23 protein-coding genes are annotated in these 19,969 nt (G+C 35.3%); 8 read left to right on the top strand and 15 right to left on the bottom strand.

What is annotated here, in order from left to right:
* Window positions 1-119 precede the first annotated feature (119 nt).
* The 3 genes from KHA96_RS08605 to KHA96_RS08595 form a co-directional block, all read right to left on the bottom strand.
* A complete protein-coding gene (locus tag KHA96_RS08605) occupies window positions 120-947 on the bottom strand; it encodes a dihydrodipicolinate synthase family protein (protein WP_213128908.1) in 828 nt (275 codons plus the stop codon).
* A 41-nt stretch (window positions 948-988) separates the two neighbouring features.
* A complete protein-coding gene (locus KHA96_RS08600) occupies window positions 989-1,612 on the bottom strand; it encodes an FMN-binding negative transcriptional regulator (RefSeq protein WP_213128907.1) in 624 nt (207 codons plus the stop codon).
* Between the two features lie 358 nt (window positions 1,613-1,970).
* A complete protein-coding gene (locus tag KHA96_RS08595; RefSeq protein WP_213129880.1) occupies window positions 1,971-2,318 on the bottom strand; it encodes a VOC family protein in 348 nt (115 codons plus the stop codon).
* A 172-nt stretch (window positions 2,319-2,490) separates the two neighbouring features.
* Here KHA96_RS08595 and KHA96_RS08590 point away from each other — a divergent pair, with 172 nt between their 5' ends.
* A complete protein-coding gene (locus KHA96_RS08590) occupies window positions 2,491-2,634 on the top strand; it encodes a hypothetical protein (RefSeq protein WP_213128906.1) in 144 nt (47 codons plus the stop codon).
* Window positions 2,635-2,819: 185 nt separating this feature from the next.
* Here the strand turns inward: KHA96_RS08590 and KHA96_RS08585 are convergent, their stop codons facing one another.
* From KHA96_RS08585 to KHA96_RS08575, 3 genes are all read right to left on the bottom strand, one after another.
* On the bottom strand, window positions 2,820-3,143 hold the full coding sequence (locus KHA96_RS08585; RefSeq protein WP_213128905.1) for a hypothetical protein: 324 nt from the start codon (window positions 3,141-3,143) through the stop codon (window positions 2,820-2,822).
* A 218-nt stretch (window positions 3,144-3,361) separates the two neighbouring features.
* Window positions 3,362-3,937, bottom strand: a complete 576-nt coding sequence (locus KHA96_RS08580; RefSeq protein WP_213128904.1) for a hypothetical protein — start codon at window positions 3,935-3,937, stop codon at window positions 3,362-3,364.
* A gap of 15 nt (window positions 3,938-3,952) precedes the next feature.
* Window positions 3,953-5,137 carry a ParM/StbA family protein gene (locus KHA96_RS08575; RefSeq protein ID WP_213128903.1) on the bottom strand — a complete coding sequence of 395 codons (1,185 nt, stop codon included), beginning with the start codon at window positions 5,135-5,137 and terminating at the stop codon, window positions 3,953-3,955.
* A gap of 544 nt (window positions 5,138-5,681) precedes the next feature.
* Between KHA96_RS08575 and KHA96_RS08570 the strand changes: the two genes are divergently transcribed.
* From KHA96_RS08570 to KHA96_RS08540, 7 genes are all read left to right on the top strand, one after another.
* A complete protein-coding gene (locus KHA96_RS08570; protein ID WP_213128902.1) occupies window positions 5,682-6,230 on the top strand; it encodes an NADPH-dependent FMN reductase in 549 nt (182 codons plus the stop codon).
* 374 nt (window positions 6,231-6,604) lie between these two features.
* The gene (gene ahpC / locus KHA96_RS08565; RefSeq protein ID WP_213128901.1) at window positions 6,605-7,174 is read left to right on the top strand and encodes an alkyl hydroperoxide reductase subunit C; all 570 of its coding nucleotides are present in this window, start codon (window positions 6,605-6,607) and stop codon (window positions 7,172-7,174) included.
* 12 nt (window positions 7,175-7,186) lie between these two features.
* Entirely contained in the window at window positions 7,187-8,716 is a 1,530-nt protein-coding gene (ahpF, locus tag KHA96_RS08560) for an alkyl hydroperoxide reductase subunit F (RefSeq protein ID WP_213128900.1), read from the top strand.
* 246 nt (window positions 8,717-8,962) lie between these two features.
* Window positions 8,963-9,556, top strand: coding sequence for a sugar O-acetyltransferase (locus tag KHA96_RS08555; protein ID WP_213128899.1), 594 nt, complete (start codon window positions 8,963-8,965; stop codon window positions 9,554-9,556).
* A gap of 59 nt (window positions 9,557-9,615) precedes the next feature.
* A complete protein-coding gene (locus KHA96_RS08550; RefSeq protein WP_213128898.1) occupies window positions 9,616-10,248 on the top strand; it encodes a class I SAM-dependent methyltransferase in 633 nt (210 codons plus the stop codon).
* A gap of 108 nt (window positions 10,249-10,356) precedes the next feature.
* The gene (locus KHA96_RS08545; RefSeq protein ID WP_213128897.1) at window positions 10,357-10,953 is read left to right on the top strand and encodes a DJ-1/PfpI family protein; all 597 of its coding nucleotides are present in this window, start codon (window positions 10,357-10,359) and stop codon (window positions 10,951-10,953) included.
* Between the two features lie 199 nt (window positions 10,954-11,152).
* Window positions 11,153-12,082: a VanW family protein gene (locus KHA96_RS08540; protein WP_213128896.1), complete on the top strand. Its 930-nt coding sequence runs from the start codon at window positions 11,153-11,155 to the stop codon at window positions 12,080-12,082.
* A 150-nt stretch (window positions 12,083-12,232) separates the two neighbouring features.
* On the opposite strand, the gene KHA96_RS08535 is transcribed toward KHA96_RS08540, so the two are convergent.
* The 9 genes from KHA96_RS08535 to KHA96_RS08495 all read right to left on the bottom strand — a co-directional run bounded on the left by KHA96_RS08535 (window position 12,233) and on the right by KHA96_RS08495 (window position 19,968).
* On the bottom strand, window positions 12,233-12,865 hold the full coding sequence (locus tag KHA96_RS08535; protein ID WP_213128895.1) for a lysozyme inhibitor LprI family protein: 633 nt from the start codon (window positions 12,863-12,865) through the stop codon (window positions 12,233-12,235).
* A gap of 334 nt (window positions 12,866-13,199) precedes the next feature.
* Window positions 13,200-13,838 (bottom strand): ThuA domain-containing protein, encoded by a 639-nt coding sequence (locus KHA96_RS08530; protein ID WP_213128894.1) that lies wholly within the window; start codon window positions 13,836-13,838, stop codon window positions 13,200-13,202.
* A gap of 10 nt (window positions 13,839-13,848) precedes the next feature.
* Entirely contained in the window at window positions 13,849-14,541 is a 693-nt protein-coding gene (locus KHA96_RS08525) for an SDR family oxidoreductase (protein WP_213128893.1), read from the bottom strand.
* 18 nt (window positions 14,542-14,559) lie between these two features.
* Window positions 14,560-15,012: a VOC family protein gene (locus KHA96_RS08520; protein WP_213128892.1), complete on the bottom strand. Its 453-nt coding sequence runs from the start codon at window positions 15,010-15,012 to the stop codon at window positions 14,560-14,562.
* A gap of 21 nt (window positions 15,013-15,033) precedes the next feature.
* Window positions 15,034-15,912 carry a carbohydrate ABC transporter permease gene (locus tag KHA96_RS08515; RefSeq protein ID WP_213128891.1) on the bottom strand — a complete coding sequence of 293 codons (879 nt, stop codon included), beginning with the start codon at window positions 15,910-15,912 and terminating at the stop codon, window positions 15,034-15,036.
* Between the two features lie 12 nt (window positions 15,913-15,924).
* Complete coding sequence (locus KHA96_RS08510; protein WP_213128890.1) at window positions 15,925-16,815, bottom strand: carbohydrate ABC transporter permease; 891 nt, start codon at window positions 16,813-16,815, stop codon at window positions 15,925-15,927.
* Window positions 16,816-16,979: 164 nt separating this feature from the next.
* Window positions 16,980-18,308 (bottom strand): ABC transporter substrate-binding protein, encoded by a 1,329-nt coding sequence (locus KHA96_RS08505; RefSeq protein WP_213128889.1) that lies wholly within the window; start codon window positions 18,306-18,308, stop codon window positions 16,980-16,982.
* 67 nt (window positions 18,309-18,375) lie between these two features.
* Window positions 18,376-19,413 (bottom strand): LacI family DNA-binding transcriptional regulator, encoded by a 1,038-nt coding sequence (locus tag KHA96_RS08500; protein WP_213128888.1) that lies wholly within the window; start codon window positions 19,411-19,413, stop codon window positions 18,376-18,378.
* 153 nt (window positions 19,414-19,566) lie between these two features.
* Window positions 19,567-19,968: a VOC family protein gene (locus KHA96_RS08495; protein ID WP_213128887.1), complete on the bottom strand. Its 402-nt coding sequence runs from the start codon at window positions 19,966-19,968 to the stop codon at window positions 19,567-19,569.
* Window position 19,969 lies beyond the last annotated feature (1 nt).

Here is a 19,969-nt window from a genome sequence, read left to right as displayed (position 1 = left end):
AAAAACGTTAATCCTTCTTCGATTAATGCTCCTCTTTAAGTAAAATAATTCCCAAACTACTTTACAATATAAAATAGAGGGCTGCATATACAACCCTCTTCATACTGTTTCATATTTAATTACTTATTACCAATTGGACTTCTACAGATTCCAATTGGTATACCCTTTTCATTAATACTTTTTTTAATATTTAGCAAGGGGGAACCTTGATAAACGTGTAATAAAATATTGTCTATCCTCAATCTTTCTTGTTTTGTAATTTCTTGCCTAGAAACTATTTTATAAAACCATTCGCTCATTTCTTTTGGCGAAATATTTCCAGCAATCGAGGATAGACGATCAAATCCAAGTGCTACTTTCTCTTCCAATTCCATTTCCCCGCCTGCATAATAATGAAAGTCATTTCTTTGAATTTCTTTTCTTAATAATTCCACTTTTTCCTTTTTACCTGCTTCTTTTATTCCCACTACTAATTCCATATTACTTAACTGAACAATATTTTCTAGTGACAAATCAAATCCCGTTCTATTTGGATTATTATACAAAATAGTTGGTTTATGACAATGATTAATAATGGCTTTTGTATATACTAGAGCTTCTGCTTGTGTAGGTAAAATATAAGGCGAGTATCCAAGTAAAATGCCAGATATATTTGTATTGCAAATGTGTTTAGCTAGTTCCTCTGCATCCTTCTGTCTAATGGAAGAAACACCAAATATAATCTCCATATTATCTATAAGGTCTTTTTCTACTACTAACCGATTAACTAACTCCATTTTTTCATTCAGATTAATACTATGTTGTTCCCCAGTTGAACCACAGACAAGAACAGATTTTACTCCTTGTTTATATAAATCCCTTATATGATCTACTGTCCCTTGTATATTAATAGATTCATCTTCAAAAAATGCAGTTGGTACAGCAATGTGAAATGCTTCATTTAACATACTTTTATCTCCTTTGTAGGTTTAACCAACCAATTATCATGTTATTTATCTTTTAACAATCTATTTTCCATTACATCTGCCACTTGTTGAGATATTGGATTTCTTTCCTCTTTCAGATGGTTAATGATATTTACATAATCTTCCTCATTTCGGTTCTGACTCAGTTTATATGCAGCTTGAATTTCATTGATTTTAATCTTAAATCCAACAATACCTTTGAGCTCCCTATCTAAAAGCTCGGAAGAAAGTTTATCCCATAATATTGGTGTTTTTCTGTGTTTTTCATACTTTTTTAGCAACTGTGCGAGATCATCTTTTAATTCTTCTTTATCTAAAATATTTGCTTTACCATATATATGGACAGCTTGATAATTCCAAGTTGGAACATTTTCATGACCATACCAAGAAGATGAAATATATGCGTGGGGTCCTTGGTAAATTACGAGTACCTCCTCGCAAGTTTCAAAAGTTCTCCATTGACGGTTTCCATAAGCAACATGACCTGTTATATAATACTTCTCGCCTTCTTTTCTTAATTGCAATGGTATATGAGTAGCAATTGGTTTACCATTTTCTGTTGTGACAATTGTTCCAAATGAGTTTGCTTTAATAAATTCTTTAATTTCCTCAAAATCATTCACTTTAAAAAATTTGGGTACAAACATGATCGAACCCCCTTTTTATGAAAAACTAACAATGATTATATTGTATAATGCAATCTGACATATAAGAAGGAGCAAATAAACAAACATGCATGTCAAAGGTGTTTTTATTGAAAATTAGAATATTTGCTTTTATAGAGGACTCCCTCAAATACAAACAAATTTAAATTCTTCCTTTAAATTAAAAATTTGAGATCTACTTAAATAATAGAATCCCCTCAAAACGATAACTTTGAGAGGATTCTTTCATTAACTTGCCACTTCTTTCGTTTCTTTTTGAATGCTGATCTGCTCCTTCGCGGAATGAAACAAGGAGCCGCTTTTTGTTTCGCTCAAGCACCAGCTTTTTCAACCGAATCCGTTATTTCTCCCATAGTTCAACTAGTCTACCCTCAGGATCTTTAATCCAAATAAATTTACCAAAATCACTTATCTCTTTTTCCTTAACAAGAGGTACACCCATTTGTTCAAGATGCTGTATCATGTCGTCTAGATTATAAACTTGGAAATTTAACATTACTTGCTGTTCTGTTGGGAAGTAAAGATCATCTTCAGTAAAGAAAGAAAGGATCGTTTCATTATCTGAAGGTGGCTTAATAATAGTCCCATTCCAATTTTCGATTTCGATCTTCAGCACTTCACCGTACCACTTTTTTATAGCATCTAGATTTTTAGTCCTCCAAAATATTCCTCCGATACCTTTTATCATCATAATAAACTGGCTCCCTTCTCTAAATTAGAATAAAAACAAATTCTTCAACCTGACCTTAACTCAATAGGCAAGGAAGCTGCCACCCCTTTAAATCCTTCTAAGAAATTTTAATTAATTTCAGCCATTTTCAAGGTAAGAATTGGACATATTATCCGTAGGAGGTGATAAGATGGCCGACAAAAAGAAAACTTCCAAACATATAGATAGAAACAGTAAATTAGATAGTGACAATAAAGATCGACATAATGATAATGCCAGAGCAGCAGCGTCTCTTGAACCAGAAACCCCACGAATTAATACAGATAATCTTTAACAATTGAAATAGCATACCGAATAACAAACTACTACTGCACCTATCAACGCTTGGGTTTCGATCCAAGCGGAAATATCTACTTTTCCATAATGAAGTAGTTAATATTTTTGTTGAAATAATATATACCAATATCAATATATCTAGTCTTCAAAATAAACCATCTGTTTGTTTAGAAGAATGAATCGTTATCTAGTTGTAACCTTAAATCTTTTTCTTAGACAAAAGGTGAATATAATCCCTACTATAACAAAGAAAAATATAACACCTGTTAAAAAAGAATTAGGGCTCTCAGTTGCAGTTATCCAAGTAGGCGGAGAATCTTCCATCCATGTAATAGGTTGATTATTGTCAAATTGACTTTCTCGATAAACGATAGCCCATGTCTGATAAACCTTTGACCACATAACCCCAAGAACAATACTGATAAAAATTCCTAATGAGTAATCTGTAAAAGCAGAAAACAACTTATGACCCTCATTAGCGACATGAACACTTTCTTTCTTCTCCAAACATTTCCCTCCCGTCTTATTTACCTTGCTTCCTATTAGCCTAATAACTTCAACAAAAAGAGCGTTAACCCTTCTTCACAAAGCCGCTAATCTATCAAATAACCCAAAGCGCCCGCTACGCTCAACTTGCTTTTCATTTAGACAAAGCAGTCGCTCGCAGCCAATAAACCCCAACACAAAAGGCTGACCAAAAATAGCGGTCAGCTTTCGATTTATTCTTATTTATTCATACTGGCTAGAAAATCCCCCAGAAGATCATCCAAGTTATTTTCCGTTTCATCATTCTCTTCTTCCTCAACGTGAGGCTGGCTTTGTTTTGCGGATTCCCAATGAAACGCACTTAAATCATCATCCGAGTTGTCAACATTAGACGATGGACTACTTGACACTTCAAACTCACTTTCATCAGGCGTCTCTTCTTGCAGATACAATGCCTGATTGATGTCTAATGAACTACTATTCATAGAAGCGAGTAATGATGTAGACCGAACTGGATCAGATAACAAATGATAAACAATACTGCCCAGCAATGCCTCGGAGTGTTCATGCTTCAACCAATCTCGCTGTGATTTGCTTAAGCTTTTAGGCAGGGGAATCGTAATGGTTTCCCGTTCCCTTGAATAGGAATTCCCCACTCCTCGCAGCACAAACTCGGCCATTTTGCTTGAAAAGTTTCTTCTTTCCGTTTCCTTTAACTTTTGCAAATGTTTTAGTAAATGATCGGGCGTATCAGATGGAACACGGAAAGAAATGGCTTGTCCCCTCTTAATTTCACCTGAAGCAGACTTTTTCATATTATCATCCCTACACTAGTTCTTTACGGGCTCTTTTATTGTCTCTTTTACTGCCTTTTGCTTCTCTGCTTTCGTTGCAAAATCAGTGATTAATTTATAGTAGGCATTTGCCATCATCCAAATACTTTCTTTTTCATCTTCAAAAAATTCTATATTATATCCGTCCAAACTATTATTTAATGCTTTAATATATTCTTTCAATACGTTAGACCCTCCGCCGACAAAATAACAAATTTCGGTTTGCGAGTTTTTCTGCCATACATTGCGCAATAAGCGATACTGCTTTTTCGCTAATTCTAGAAGAATCCGGTCGGTAATATCATGAACACTCGTCCTGCTTCCTTTCACCATAATATGATTCCGATCATTTTTCCTCGTAATAATCTCGACTACATCACGGCGGCTGTCTAATTCTATTCCATGCTTTGTCCTAATTTCTTCTCGAACGGCCTCTAGGGATTCCGATACACCAAGGTTAAACCCTTGCGCTTTATCATCGTCGACATTGCGATTCTTAATTACCGCGATATCTGTCGACAAGCCTCCAATATCTTGAATAAGAATTCTTTTATCAATTAAATCTTTATTAATGATTTTTAATTGATTATCCATAACAAGATTAATATAAGCAGCAAAGCCTTCAGGGTAGACTTTTACTTCATTAAATTTAATATTTACTTTTAAGCCTTGGTATTTAGGTGTGACGAGAAACTCTACTTGGTGAACAGATCCAACCAATTTCGAACGGTATCCAACATCTCTTCCTTCTTTCACCTCACGAAGGGGGAGGCCGGTTCCTAATGTATAGTTTGCATCAACGACATTTTTCGAACGCGGGAAAACATTTTCATTCTCTGCTCTAACGGCATCTAACGCTAAGGTGGCAAACAGCATCACCAATGTTTGGTCTTCCTCTGATTTACTGCTGCCAGGGTCTAATTCAGTGGCATTATTACTTTTCGTTGCCAAATTGCCGACACGATAAATGACATTATTCTCTTTCAAAGCAGGGGAGTGGACTTTTATATGAATCCCGTCTAATGGATTTTTATCATTTAATTCTTCAACCCCAATAACTGGACGGTCTTCCGTATCCCTCGCGATAATATTAGGTATATTTAATTCGTACTCTAATTCGCCAAAAATAGCCTTAATCGAATCATTTCCAACATCCACAGCCGCAACCCTTGTTTTAGACAAAAGATCATCCCTTTTCATATAAAATTATTGTAACTAAAAGCTATGTATTCACAAGTCTTTCTTATTTAAGAGTAGATGTGTTTCATCCAATCTTCAATGACCTCCGCCAAAAAGAAACAAAACCGTAAACCTGTAAACAACTTGTAAACTAGCTGATTTTTGTATACAAAAAGGTAAACAAAAATAACAAATGCGTATACATCCTTTTATAAGTGGATGTATACGCATTTGTATACATGTAAACGAGTTTGTAAACAAATGTTTACATTTCGTATACTTGTCATCATTTTTGTAAACAGAAAAGCGCGCGCTGGAAAATGGCTGACAAGATACTCTGTCTTCTTCATTTAAAGCCATAAAAACTTTGAATAATGCTGAGTAATATTATAAGAAATTATCGGAAAAGATAAGCTTGTCAATTTATTAAAAGCAATAAGTCGGTGACATACAGACTCGTAAAAAGTTAAAGCATTTTTTTTGCCTATTTTTATCGTACTTATTAAAATTACCTCAAATTCAAAATAAAAAAGGATGGATGAATAGCGTGAATAAAATCGGTATTATCGTTGGGAGTCTTCGCAAAAATTCTTTTTCAAAACAAGTTGCTGATAATGTAGCATCTTTATTCCCAGAAGAATATGTAACAGAGTTTATTGAAATCGGCCACCTTCCTTTATTTAACCAAGATTATGAAGGAGACTTAGAAACTCCTGCAGAATATACAGCCTTCCGAAATACTATCAAAGAATTAGACGCGGTATTATTTGTAACACCTGAATATAACCGTTCAATCCCTGCTGCATTAAAAAACGCTCTTGATGTAGCATCACGCCCTTATGGTGAGAGTTCGTGGAATGGAAAACCCGCCGCAATTATCAGCCAATCGCCAGGTGCGCTTGCTGGATTCGGTTCAAACCATCACTTGCGTCAAGTACTTGCTTTTTTAAATATGCCTGTTGTTCAGCAACCGGAAGCGTATATTGGCTCTGTACATGAACTATTAGATGAAAACGGCATGTTGAATGAAGGAACGACAGGATTCCTTCAAGGATTCGTGAATGAATTTGTTGAATTGATCAAAAAGCATCAATAAACGACAAAAAAGTTGGAGTATCCTCCAGAGGAACCTGCCATTACTCCAGCTTTATTTTGTTATTCAGTTTTTCAGTTCTTCCATATTAATTGAGAATGTTGAATGATAATTGAAAATTAAATCTTATCAGGCAAATCAATTTATTTACTTTTTTTTAGTGACAAAAATGTTTATTTTCAATGAAAATGATCATAATGGTATAATAGTTGACAAAGATCATTCTTTATACAATAATTGATATTGAATTAGAATTATTATAGTTAAGCAAGCAATAATAACTTAATCTTATTATTGGCTATTTATAGTATTGACTATATGTTCTACATTATCGGCCTAACTATAATTCTACAAAACACATCAGGAGGAGATTCAATATGTCTTTAATCGGAAAAGAAATACTACCATTTAAATCATCAGCTTACAATGCAGGAAGCGGTGATTTTATCGATGTTACTCATGAAAGCTTGAAAGGTAAGTGGAGTGTTGTTTGCTTCTATCCTGCAGACTTTACATTCGTTTGCCCTACTGAGCTTGAGGATCTTCAAAATCAATATGCAGCTCTAAAAGATCTTGGAGTTGAGGTATATTCCGTTTCAACGGATACTCACTTTACTCATAAAGCATGGCATGATCATTCAGATGCTATTAGCAAAATTGAATACATTATGATTGGCGATCCTTCTCAAACAATTTCTCGCAGCTTCGACGTATTAGATGAAGAAGCAGGACTTGCACAACGTGGTACTTTCATCATTGATCCAGACGGAGTTGTACAAGCAGCGGAAATCAATGCAGACGGCATCGGTCGTGATGCAAGTATTCTAGTTAACAAAATTAAAGCAGCGCAATATGTTCGCAACAATCCAGGTGAAGTTTGCCCAGCAAAATGGCAAGAAGGTTCCGAAACTCTTAAACCAAGCCTCGACCTTGTTGGAAAGATATAAGGAGTGCAACCCATGTTACTAGATGCAGATATAAAAGCACAATTAGCCCAATATCTTCAAATGATGGAGGGCGATGTGCTGCTTAAAGTCAGCGCAGGTTCTGATAAGGTTTCTAGCGATATGGTGGCTCTAGTTGACGAATTAGCCACCATGTCATCCCACATTAAAGTGGAAAACACACAGTTAGAAAGAACACCGAGCTTTAGTGTCAATCGTATCGGCGAAGACACTGGGATCACTTTTGCAGGCATCCCACTCGGACATGAATTTACATCATTAGTGCTCGCTCTCCTTCAAGTTAGCGGAAGACCGCCGAAAGTTGATCAGAAAGTCATTGATCAAATTAGAAATATTGAAGGTAAATACCACTTTGAATCGTATATTAGCTTAAGCTGCCAAAACTGTCCTGAAGTCGTACAATCATTAAACTTGATGAGTATTCTTAACCCTGGCATTACGCACACGATGATTGATGGTGCGGCCTATAAGGAAGAGGTTGAAAGCAAAGACATCATGGCAGTACCGACTGTGTTCCTAAATGGAGAGTCATTCTCTAGCGGCCGTATGTCATTGGAGGAACTACTTGCTAAAATGGGCAGTGCTCCTGATGCATCCGAGTTTTCGGATAAAGATCCATATGATGTACTTGTTGTTGGAGGCGGACCTGCAGGTGCTAGTGCGGCCATTTATGCAGCACGTAAAGGGATTCGTACAGGGATTGTCGCTGAACGTTTCGGTGGTCAAATCTTGGACACAGCAGCCATTGAAAACTTCATCAGTGTAAAACACACAGAAGGCCCTAAGCTCGCTGCAAGTCTTGAAGAACATGTAAAAGAATACAACGTTGATGTGATGAACTTACAGCGTGCCAAACGTTTAGAAAAGAAAGATCTCATTGAAATTGAATTGGAAAACGGGGCTATTCTAAAAAGTAAAACCGTCATCCTTTCAACAGGTGCTCGTTGGCGTAATGTTGGCGTACCTGGTGAGGCTGAATTTAAAAACAAAGGGGTCGCTTACTGCCCTCACTGTGACGGTCCATTATTTGAAGGAAAACACGTAGCTGTTATTGGCGGCGGTAATTCCGGTATTGAAGCAGCCATTGATCTGGCTGGCATTGTGAAACATGTCACAGTTCTTGAATTTATGCCAGAATTGAAAGCTGATTCCGTATTGCAAGATCGTCTTTACAGCCTGCCGAATGTTACAGTATTAAAGAACGTTCAAACAAAAGAAATTACAGGCACTGACAAAGTTAACGGTATTTCTTATATTGAACGTGATACAGGAATTGAACAACACATTGAATTAGCTGGTGTATTTGTTCAGATTGGTCTTGTTCCTAATACAGAATGGTTAGGAGAAACGCTTGAGCGCACGAGAATGGGCGAAATCGTTGTAGACAAGCGTGGAGCTACTACGATCCCTGGTGTCTTTGCAGCAGGCGACTGTACAGATAGCGCATTTAAACAAATCATCATTTCAATGGGATCTGGTGCTACCGCAGCTCTAGGGGCATTTGATTATCTCATTCGAAATTAATAAATATATTAAAGTTGTCCAAAAAAACTGGAAGAGTGATATTTTCTCTTCCAGTTTTTTTATCTATTCTCACCTCTTAGAGCGAATATAGAGTAAAATTTGAAAGTCTATTCATTTTAACACCTCAACGAAAAGTTCGATGATGGGTCGTATTTATATATATAAGTAAAGTGTGATGGTTTCTTAGTACAATTGGGTGTATATTAATTTTTAATACAACAAGATGCTACATTAGGAGAAGATATTATGAGCGCAAAAGATAAAATGCTAAATCAAGAATTCTATTTAACTTGGGACAAAGAGCTAACAAAAGATAGAGAAAGAGCAAAAGACTTATTATTTGAATTGAATCATTTAAAACCGTCTAGTCGCTTTGAAAGAAATCAAGTAATCCAACAATTAATTCCTTCCATAGGAGAAAATGCATGGATTGAATCGCCGTTTAACTGTGACTTTGGTTATAATATTTCGACTGGCGACAACTTCTACGCAAATTCTAATTGTACCATTTTGGATTGTGCCAAGGTGACGATCGGCCACAATGTGCTATTTGGTCCGAATGTTGGTTTGTATACGCCAAATCATCCCATTGATGCGGATGAGCGTAAAGCAGGTTATGAGCGCTCACTGCCAATTAATATAGGAGATAATGTTTGGATTGGCGGTTCCGCTGTCATTGTTCCAGGTGTGACAATTGGGGATAATACAGCTATTGGCGCTGGAAGTGTTGTAACAAAAGATATTCCTGCGAATGTGATTGCAGCAGGCGTACCTTGCAGAGTTATTAGATCCATCACTGAAAACGATAAAATCGGCTTAAATATTGCCATAAAAAATTAATAACTAAAAGCAATCAAGTATGGAAGAATAAGCCGATATTTGTAAAGGCGGTTTGAGTTATGACAGAATTCTGGGAATCAAGTTTTATCGAAAATCAAATGATGTGGGGATTTGAACCTTCAGACTCCGCAATTTTGACAAAGGACTTTTTTCTAGAAAAAAACGTTAAAGATATATTAATCCCCGGTATTGGTTATGGTAGAAACGCAAAGATATTCATGGACAACGGAATCAATGTAACAGGTATTGAGATTTCCACGACAGCAATCGAATTGGCAAGGGAAAATGGGCTAAATATGAATACTTTTATTGGTTCCGTAACTGATATGCCTTTTGATAACAAGCTGTATGATGGAATATTTTGTTATGCCCTAATTCATTTATTGAGTAAGCATGAGCGTGAGAAGTTTATTAAAGATTGCTTTCAACAGTTAAAGCCAAATGGATATATGATTTTTACGACGATTTCTAAAGAAGCTCCCATGTTTGGAAAGGGCAAACAGCTAGGAAAAGATTATTTCGAAATAATGGAAGGCCTAAAAATGTTTTTTTATGACTTTGACTCGATAAAACAAGAATTTGAAAACTATAGACTAATAGAGGTTTCTGAAATAAGTGAACCAAATAAAAATATGGAAAATAAACCTTCTTTTCCATTTATAATGGTAAAATGCCAAAAAGAACAATCATGATGATGGCAGAATAAGGCTTATGTTCACCCTACACAACAAGATCTGCTAAATAATTCTTAACAGAACATAATTGCTTACTTTCAATACTATTTTTAGGGAGATGATGGTATGGAGGAAATACGGCAACCAAGAAATGTAGCGATCTTGATTTTCGACAATGTAGAAGTTCTGGATTTAACAGGACCGTTTGAAGTATTTATTACTGGGAGCAACAGAGGAAAAGACTTCAACGTTTACACCGTAGCTGAACATGACCGCCCAATCATAGCATTGGGAAATCTCAGCATCAACCCAACGTACACTATTGGTAACTGTCCACAGCCTGATTTATTAATTATCCCCGGAGGCTGGGGCTCTAGGAACGAAATGGAAAACAAAATCATCACGAATTGGATTCGCGAAATATCGAAGGACGTGGAACTTCTCCTCTCTGTTTGTACAGGAGCTTTAATTTTAGCTAAAGCAAATTTGCTGGATGGATTGAAACTGACAACAAACCGGCTTGCGATGAATGAATTGAAGGCAGTTGCTCCAGAATCAGCGGAAATAATCGAGGATGCTCGTTATATTGACAATGGTAAAATCATTCTTTCCGCTGGGGTATCTGCTGGAATTGATATGTCTCTATACGTGGTGAGTAAATTATTTGGAGAAGAACGAGCGAAACATACAGCTCAACTGATGGAGTATGATTGGGAGGTTTGATGCGCCCTTTGGCAAAGGATGACCAGGGAAAAATAGTATGGCTGGGCGCCAATAACTTTTTGGTTAATGAAATGATATGCGTAACCTTTTGAAGAATTTGAAGGACTAAAACCTTTCCCCTCCTAAGGATTTTTCATGTATATATACACATGAAAAGGTATCCCTATACCCATACTAACACTGGGAGGTAGGCTATCTTATGAAATTCATCTGGTTGTCAGTATTATTATTGATAGGAAGTCAGAACAATCTTCCTGACAATTTAGTCGTTAGTCATGAAGGAAAAACAATTGCAAATGTGAATCGCGCTTATTTTTCAAACCCATTAATAGATTTTCCGCTTATTGATCAAAAAAACTACAATGAATTTATTCAAAAACTAGATAAGACCATCTATAAACCGCCAACAAACGCTTCTCTCGATAACAATGGGAATATCGTTGCTGAAAAAGTAGGGTATAAACTGGACCATGAGGCATTCACACGATTGTTTTATACATATTTTTTCAATAAAGGTTCCTCTTACATAGAAGCTCCCATGCATACAATATTTCCAAACGTGGATAGCGAACTGCTCTCACAAATAAGAGTAAATCGAATCGGACATTATACTACCTATTTTAATTCAAATAACAAAGAGCGTTCTCATAATATTATACTTGCAAGTGAAGCAATCAATAACCACGTTGTTTTTCCTGGTGAGACTTTTTCCTTTAATAAAGTGGTTGGAAAACGAACAAGGGAAAAAGGCTATAAGCGGGCACCGGTGATTGTAAAGGGTGAATTGTCGGAGGACATTGGTGGTGGCATATGCCAAATTTCTTCAACGCTGTACAATGCAGTAGATACAGCGGGGTTGACTATTACAGAACGATACTCCCATAGCAAACGGGTTGGCTATGTACCTTCTGGAAGAGATGCTACTGTCAGCTGGTATGGACCCGATTTCCGCTTTACGAACAAATACAACCAGCCTATATTGATTCGATCAAATGTATACGGTGGAACCGTAAGAATATTGGTATATTCGTCAGATGCCATTAATAACGAGCCGCGAAAAATTCCTAGCGCTTCGTATAAGCTTCCGAAAGAAGTGCCTCTTGGGTCAGAGGTGAATCAAAATTATTAAGTTTTTTCATAAAAACCGGACTAGTGAACTTGGCACGTCCGGTTTTTAGTTGAGTTTACTTTTTCATCGAGTGTTGTACTTGCTAATGGAGGATACTCTTGTTTGTTTATGTACATTAATTTCGCATGAATACTCGCTAGTATTAAAATATTACTTCATATAATTTTCAACTAATTCATAGCATCTTTCTTCAGTAAGATTTGCTTGCACAGTTACATATTCTAAATGCTCCGCTGTACCGCCTTTGTATTTGAATGATGCCTCCAACGCTGTATCATCTCGATGTTTTATCCAATCCCGTTGTTCTTTTCTCAATTCGTCCATTTCTTCTGTAGAAATCTGTGCCTTTAAGACCCCGTATACTTCATTCAACCATTCATCCCAAACATCATAACGATCATCTTCCACTTTTTTCATTGCGTATGTTGCTGTATCCTTTGAATTTCTTTGCAATTCATCCATTTCTTTTTTAGTATCATTGAATTTTTTTAGATACTCTTCCTTTTGATTTTCTGTCATATCACTGTCAAGATTACTAGAGTTCTCTGCATCATTTGAACTTATAGATGTGTCTTCTTTATCGCTTACCTCGTTGTTGTCAGTTTCTTCAGAAGTGTGTTCTGGATTTTCATCTATAGCAGTTATATCTATATTCGATGAGCTGCTATGTAATGGCTGTTCTTTCGGTTCGGCATTTGACTTATCAGCTGCATTTCCACAAGCAGCTAAAATACATAGTACTACTGTTAATATCACTATTAAAAACGTTCGATTCTTTTTCATTTCTTAAACCCCTTTTAAAAATCATAAATTACCGATAGAATTTGTAGTTCGACAAAATTAGAGAATTTTCTCAACCAATTATTATCGTAACATAAAATGTAGAGGTTATTTGATAAAATGCCTGATAATAAAATCGACTTATTGATATTGAAATTCGACTTTAAGTTTCCCAGGAGTACTATGATTGCGGTTGTTTTTCTGCCTATCTAGGGATTTTTAAAAAATAAACCGTTTCACTTTTTACATATCGATTAAGAGGAAAAAAAGGGACTCATAAAAAAATAGCCGCCCATCTAAAAAGATCTTGGGCAGCTTAGTAATATACTCTTAAAAATTATATTAACTTAATGGCATTGTGTAAAAGGCTAGTCATACCAGGGTGAAGCAATCCCTCCGCATTATGGGCAGGTGTTATGCATATGACTTTCCCTAGCCCATGTGAATGTTCCCACCCTGCTATCGAAGATCCATCAACAGACTCTGATCTTAAGAATACATTAGTATTAGCCTCATCACAAAAAACAAAATAGTGTTCATCTAGAATTGTAAACTTCTCTTCAACTTTAAATAAATCAGTATCCCTATCTGCAAAATATGTAACCATTTGATGCTTTTGTGGATGATGTTCAAAATAACCTTTCAGCAAAGATGTATATTCTTTGAAATTTTCATAAGATGCTAGTCCGGAATGCCATGCAATCCATGTTCCTCCATTTTTAACATAATCAGATATCGCATTTTCTGCCGTACTATTCATCCAGGTCTGTATTTCTTCATCCTGTGGATTCAGTCGATTTTCCGCAAATAAAATTACTGCATCTGGCTTTGTTTTTAAGCTATTTACTAAGTCCTGAACATTTGTAAATTCGACGGATATTTGATTGAGTCCATCCATTGCCTTGCTGAGTGATTGTTTTGCCAGATCTTCATCATGATAAAAATCCCCTACTATAGCAATTATTCTTTTTGCCATTTCCTCACTCCTAAATGACCATTGGTTGTCCATTATAATCTATGAAAACATATTTACTTTTTACTTCAACTTTTCTTTCGATAATATCCATAATGCCATTTGCTGTTTCCATTGGATCTGTTGGTGCATTTTCTCCGCCCATATCTGTTTTCATCCAACCTGGATGTATGGAATACACTTTTATATCTTTTTCTTTTAAATACACATTAAGTTTTTCTGATAACATATTTAAAGCTACTTTCGATAATCCATAAGGATAATCCCTACTATAAGCATTTGTAATACTACCTGCTTCTGATGTAATATTAATAATTGTCTGCTTATCTCCCCTCATTAGAAGAGGAAGAAAGTTTTTAATGATACGGATAGGACCAAGTGTATTAATATCATATGACTTCATCATTTCATCCAGATTTAATTCCTCGATATACTTCTCTCTTCCTAAAAGAACTCCAGCACTATTTATAATTGAGTCTATTTTCAAATGGTTTTTCTTAATAGAATTGGCAGCCTCAACTACTGTTTCTTCATCTGTTACATCTATTTTTAAGATTTCCAATTGATCAGTGTATACTTCTTGAAGATTTAACAATGAGTCTGATATATTTCTTACACCAGCAAAAATATAGTGTCCCCGTTCCAAACCCACCTTTGTCAAAGAAAAACCTAGGCCTCGATTTGCACCTGAAATTAATATATTCATAGCATTTCCTTTCTAAAATTAATCGTTTTCTAGTAATTCAAGAATAACTTTTAAATCCTTTAGTGTATCCATATAGGCGTATCTACCACCGGTGTATTCACCTTTTTGAATTAGTGTCATATTATTCTCATTCATAATTTCTACCTTTTCTTTTAATCCTTCTACAACAAACGCAATATGTTGTACACCTTCTCCGTGATTATCTAAGAATTCCCTCCATGTACTAGGATTCTCATCTGGTTGAATTAATTCCAACTGTAGCGACCCCATATCGAAAAAGGCCAATTGCGCCCTTGCATTCGATGCTTCCCCTTTATATTCAGTTTGCGCAACTTCAAAGCCATCTGTCCAAAACGCCTCTGGTTTCTCTACACCAAAAAAATCAGCATAAGCTTGGGAGGTTTTTTCAATATCTTTTACAATAATTCCAATTTGAGTAATCGTGTTATTTCCTAAAACATTTTTATTCATTTTCATTTCCCCTTTAAACTATTAATTTTCATTTCCCCATCTTTTTGAAAGTTTAAAAAATATTAAAGTAATTGAAAGTGCTATGACTAATAATATCCATGCCATTGCAGATGCGTACCCCATTTTGTAATATTGAAAAGCGCTTTGATACAAATACAGTGCATAGAAAGTGGTTGAGCCGTCTGGTCCACCGTTTGTAATAATAAAAGCCTCCGCAAATGATTGAAATACGCCAATTGTCCCTGTTATCACATTAAATAGGATTGCAGGCTTTAACATTGGTAATGTAATATGGAACGCCTTTTGAATTGAATTCGCACCATCAATAGAAGCTGCTTCATATAAAGATTGTGGTATATCACTTAATCCAGCCAAATAAATTAGAATCATATTTCCCGACATCCAAGTCGCCATTAAAATAAATGCCGGCTTTGACCAAGATGGGCTAGCAAACCAACCAGGGCCCTCTACACCAAACCAGGACAATATAGAATTAACAACGCCTGAATCAGGCTGTAATATCCAAACCCATAAAATTGCCAATACAACAAACGGAACTAATGTAGGAATAAAAAATACAATTCTAAAAAAAGACATTCCTTTTATCTTTTTATTGTTTAACATCATTGATATAAAAATTGCTACGATAGTAGTAAAACTAAGCCCTACAAAAATCATATATAATGTGTTTGATAGAACCTTATAAAACAGATTATCCTCAAAAAATAACTTTTTATAATTATCTAATCCTATAAATTTCGCATCAGCAATTAGGTTATAATCCGTAAATGAATAGTAAAGGGAACTAAATAGAGGATACGCTGTAAATATGAGAAAACCTATGATCCAAGGCGATATGAATAGTAGGCCATTTCTTAAATTTCTTTTTTGAATATTCATGCCATCTCTCCTTTATCCCTTTGATCCTGTAAATGTAATTCCTTGAATAAAGTACTTTTGGAGTACGAAAAAAATGATAATTACCGGCAAAGTCATCGCAACTCCAACAGCCATTAATAAAGGCCAGCGCGGATCATTTTCGGACATAATTTGTTGTATTCCTAAAGATAGAGTGTAAAGCTTGTTATCGCTTAAAAAAACTAAAGGTCCAATGAAATCCCCCCATGCATTAATAAATGAAAAGATAACAACCGTTGTTAATATTGGTTTTGATAGAGGCAAAATTACCTTCCAATAGATATAAAACTCGGAGGCACCATCAATTTTCGCAGATTCCGACAGTTCATGGGGAATTCCCAAAAAAAACTGCCTTAATAAAAAGATAAAAAATGCATTTCCAAAGAACGCTGGAACAGTTAGTGGTAAAAACGTACCAATCCAACCTAAATTTTTAAATAATATAAATAAGGGAACCATCAACACTTGAAACGGTAACATTAATGTCGCCAACACTATAATAAATACAGTGTCTCTACCTTTCCATTGGATTCTAGAAAAGCCATAAGCTATTAGAGAATTGGATATAACTGCACCAATAATAGTGGAAAAGGTAATAATTAGTGTATTTCTTAAATATAAGAGAAACGGAAATTGACTGAATGCGTTCACATAATTTGACCATTGTAATTCTTTTGGAATCCAAATTGGTGGATTTGCAAATAACTCCGAGCTGCTCTTTAAAGAACCTGATAATAGCCATAAAAATGGAATGATATACATTAAGGAAAAAATAATGAGAATAATATAAACTATACCTGTTTCAGTATTTCTTATAGATTTATGTGATTTCCCTAAGTTACTTACCGTTCGATAAAAAGTTTCTGTTTTTTGAGATGTACTCATATCATAGTATCCTCTCTTTAATAATAGCTATTTTCAAATATTTTTTTCTCGGTATAATCCCCTTTTTCCCAAAGTTGATGACTGAAAAAGATTACTATTCTAATAAAACATCTCCCTCGGATTTGAATTTAGTTTAAATCCAAATCCGAGGAATATTACAATGACTAATCTAATTCTTTTTGTAGTTTCTTTTCAGCTTCCTCTAATAGTGGTTCTGGGTCATTATCGTTATAAATAACACTGTCACGCAATAAGGTTAATTCATTTTTTAACTGTCCAGCAATTGAAGTAAGGGCTGGATGACCAGAATTTGTTGAAGCTGCAACATCTAGAACTACATCGTAAACTTGATCTCCATCCCATTTAACCGCATCACTGGGTTCATTATAAATAGAAATGGATCTCCAAATATTGATGTTGTCAGCTAGAATTTCAGGCTGTCCTCCGAATAGAATGAATTTAATAGCTGCTTCAGGATTTTTTGCTCCTTTAGGAATCATAAAAACATTCGTACCAAGTGTTGTAGCCTTTTCCCTGCCATCTGGCGGGTTAGGGATTGCAGCTACTCGATATTCCGTATCAGGTGAATAAGTTTTAAGTGCATTCGCAAACCAGTTCCCATTAATGGTCATTGCTACCTTACCAGTGAAAAATGGGTGGTCAGGTGAGAAAGCGCCTCCAAAACCAGATGTAAAGGATTTAATTTTTTCCGGATTATACCTTTGTGCATAAGTATTCATCCAATTTAATGAATCTACTAGAGGTTTTTCATTTAAGTGTACTTGGTTTTCTGTTGAATCAAAAAATTTTGCTCCAAATACCCAACCCCATAATAAGGAATCATCTCCAGCATCAATCCAAGGAATAAACCCTAAACGATCAAACCCACCCTTATCATTAAGTTTAGTTAATTTTTCTGCATATTCATCTAACTCTTCAATAGTAGTTGGTGGCTTATTAGGATCTAAACCGGCCTCTTCAAACATTTTTACGTTATAGTATAATAGATTGACATTGGAATCTTGAGGAAATAAGTACGTTTTACCATCAAATTTCATCACATCTTGGAAGGACGCAAGTACTTTTGATTCGTCAAAGCCTTCATTTACTAAATACTGATCTATAGGTTCTAACGCTCCTTGTGCTGCAAGTGCATATGCAGCAGCATAATCACTACTTATTACAACATCCGGCGGGTTGCCTCCACTTATCGCGGCAAGCAATTTCCCATTTGAAATTCCACCATCTGGCGGAGCATAAACAGCATTAATTTTATTTTCTGTATATTCTTTTTCAAACTCTTCCATTCTCCATTTATCCCATGTCTCGGAATCTCCACCCCATGGATACCAATAAGTAAATTCACCGTCACCGGAACCGCCCTTACTTCCTGAACTTTCGTTATTTGTATTGGAGGATTTACCAGAACACCCCATCAATAAGACTCCAAAACAAAGAGTAAGTATTGAAAACATAACCATATATTTTTTCATATTAACCCTCCTCGTATATTATTATTAAAGTGGAGTACAGAAAAAGTCTTTATGTAAATCACTGCTTTCAATTTATTGATTTACATGAATTCCTAATAATCAATTCCGTATCTGATACATAGTGATTAGAATCAACCTGTTTTCCCTCAACGGCAAGAATCATATTCTCCGTTAATTTTTGCATCATTTCTGTGAAGTTGACTCGAACTGTAGTTAAACTAGGGTTTGAAAACGCACTAAGCATATGATCATCAAAGCCAATAACTGAAATATCGTCAGGGACTTTTATGGAATGCTCTTGTAACGCTTGAATTACTCCAAATGCATTACTATCATTTGCTGCAATAAAAGCAGAAGGTAATGCTACTTTCTTTTCAAGTAGCTTTTTAATAGCCTCATATCCACTCTTTCTACTGAAATTTCCTTTTAGTACCCAATCATTATTAACTTTAAGATCATTTTTTTTCATTCCATTCAAATAACCTTGAAACTTTTGAGGACCAGCAATCCTATTCATATCTCCATTAATAATCCCTATATTTTTATGACCTAAATCCACAAGATAATCAATCGCTTTTGCTACTCCTTCTTCATTGGGAAAATTAGACACAATACGATTGGGTTCATTTGCACCTGGTAGTGACTGATCCACAATTCCTATAATAAAGCCCTCTTTTATTAACTCTTCAATCATAGGTTCGTAATTATCAGCCCCTATAAATATTCCACCATCTATCCTTCGTTGGTAGAAAACTTCTTTTAATCTTTCTATGGTGTTGTAATCTTGTCTGTCTCGGATAAAATTAGTTAATACGTAATATCCTTTTGTAGAAGCACTATCAATAATACTAGTAATAAAGAAGCTAGATAATGGATCATCGGATACAGGTCCACTTTCAATCATAAATAGCCCAATTGTTCCAGTTTTTTTACCTGCCAGTACACGGGCCGATATATTTGGATAATAATTATGTTCTTGTATCACTTCCATAACCTTCCTACGAGTTGATTCAGGTACATTGGGATAATTATTGATTACTCTACTTACTGTCGACCTTGATACACCAGCTAACTTTGCTATTTCAACGCTATTTACTTTCCGCATGTTATTTCTCCCCTGTTAGTATGTAATATTGTAAACACGCGTTTATTATATCTTAATATGATACTATTTTCACTTATGAACATAATAAACGAATATTAAAATTTTGATGTCATGATAACAGGGCTTCAATCACATTCAAAAAAGCATCGATTACTAGCAATTATTTTGTGGTGATCTAGAATCAATTTGCATAAACTCAATCCTGTTTCCATCAGGGTCCTTAGCCCAACATTGAAAATTATAATCTTTTCCCTGGTTAGGCTTAACATCTAATACACCATTTTTTTCTAGTAGATTAGACATTTCATAAATATCATCTACTTCAAAGCAATAATGTTCAAATCCAGCAGCATTGGCATTCGTATAACGTCTTTCACCCCCATAAAAAAGCTCTATAAACTGACCATCCCTAACCTTTAAATATATTAACCATGGATTTCCACTATCATCAGGTAATTCATAAATTTTCTTAAAACCTAGTATATTGCTATAAAAATGTAATGATTTATCCATATCACTTACAACAAAGGCTATGTGGGCTATTCCTTTTAACAAT

Origin of the sequence: Bacillus sp. FJAT-49711, from assembly GCF_018343715.1 — a bacterium.
In the GTDB taxonomy this organism is placed as follows: Bacteria; Bacillota; Bacilli; order Bacillales; family Bacillaceae_C; genus Lederbergia.
The sequence above is the reverse complement of the archived record's forward strand: the minus strand, read 5'-3'. Positions and strand labels throughout refer to the sequence as shown.

Bases quoted from the DNA above. Each gene is read 5' to 3' on its own strand.
- ahpF (WP_213128900.1), top strand. From the start codon at position 7,187: ATGTTACTAGATGCAGATATAAAAGCACAATTAGCCCAATATCTTCAA.
- KHA96_RS08605 (WP_213128908.1), bottom strand. From the start codon at position 947: ATGTTAAATGAAGCATTTCACATTGCTGTACCAACTGCATTTTTTGAA.
- KHA96_RS08600 (WP_213128907.1), bottom strand. From the start codon at position 1,612: ATGTTTGTACCCAAATTTTTTAAAGTGAATGATTTTGAGGAAATTAAA.
- KHA96_RS08540 (WP_213128896.1), top strand. From the start codon at position 11,153: ATGAAATTCATCTGGTTGTCAGTATTATTATTGATAGGAAGTCAGAAC.
- KHA96_RS08550 (WP_213128898.1), top strand. From the start codon at position 9,616: ATGACAGAATTCTGGGAATCAAGTTTTATCGAAAATCAAATGATGTGG.
- KHA96_RS08530 (WP_213128894.1), bottom strand. From the start codon at position 13,838: ATGGCAAAAAGAATAATTGCTATAGTAGGGGATTTTTATCATGATGAA.
- KHA96_RS08580 (WP_213128904.1), bottom strand. From the start codon at position 3,937: ATGAAAAAGTCTGCTTCAGGTGAAATTAAGAGGGGACAAGCCATTTCT.
- ahpC (WP_213128901.1), top strand. From the start codon at position 6,605: ATGTCTTTAATCGGAAAAGAAATACTACCATTTAAATCATCAGCTTAC.
- KHA96_RS08545 (WP_213128897.1), top strand. From the start codon at position 10,357: ATGGAGGAAATACGGCAACCAAGAAATGTAGCGATCTTGATTTTCGAC.
- KHA96_RS08555 (WP_213128899.1), top strand. From the start codon at position 8,963: ATGAGCGCAAAAGATAAAATGCTAAATCAAGAATTCTATTTAACTTGG.
- KHA96_RS08515 (WP_213128891.1), bottom strand. From the start codon at position 15,912: ATGAATATTCAAAAAAGAAATTTAAGAAATGGCCTACTATTCATATCG.
- KHA96_RS08510 (WP_213128890.1), bottom strand. From the start codon at position 16,815: ATGAGTACATCTCAAAAAACAGAAACTTTTTATCGAACGGTAAGTAAC.
- KHA96_RS08520 (WP_213128892.1), bottom strand. From the start codon at position 15,012: ATGAATAAAAATGTTTTAGGAAATAACACGATTACTCAAATTGGAATT.
- KHA96_RS08535 (WP_213128895.1), bottom strand. From the start codon at position 12,865: ATGAAAAAGAATCGAACGTTTTTAATAGTGATATTAACAGTAGTACTA.
- KHA96_RS08525 (WP_213128893.1), bottom strand. From the start codon at position 14,541: ATGAATATATTAATTTCAGGTGCAAATCGAGGCCTAGGTTTTTCTTTG.
- KHA96_RS08505 (WP_213128889.1), bottom strand. From the start codon at position 18,308: ATGAAAAAATATATGGTTATGTTTTCAATACTTACTCTTTGTTTTGGA.
- KHA96_RS08590 (WP_213128906.1), top strand. From the start codon at position 2,491: ATGGCCGACAAAAAGAAAACTTCCAAACATATAGATAGAAACAGTAAA.
- KHA96_RS08500 (WP_213128888.1), bottom strand. From the start codon at position 19,413: ATGCGGAAAGTAAATAGCGTTGAAATAGCAAAGTTAGCTGGTGTATCA.
- KHA96_RS08595 (WP_213129880.1), bottom strand. From the start codon at position 2,318: ATGATAAAAGGTATCGGAGGAATATTTTGGAGGACTAAAAATCTAGAT.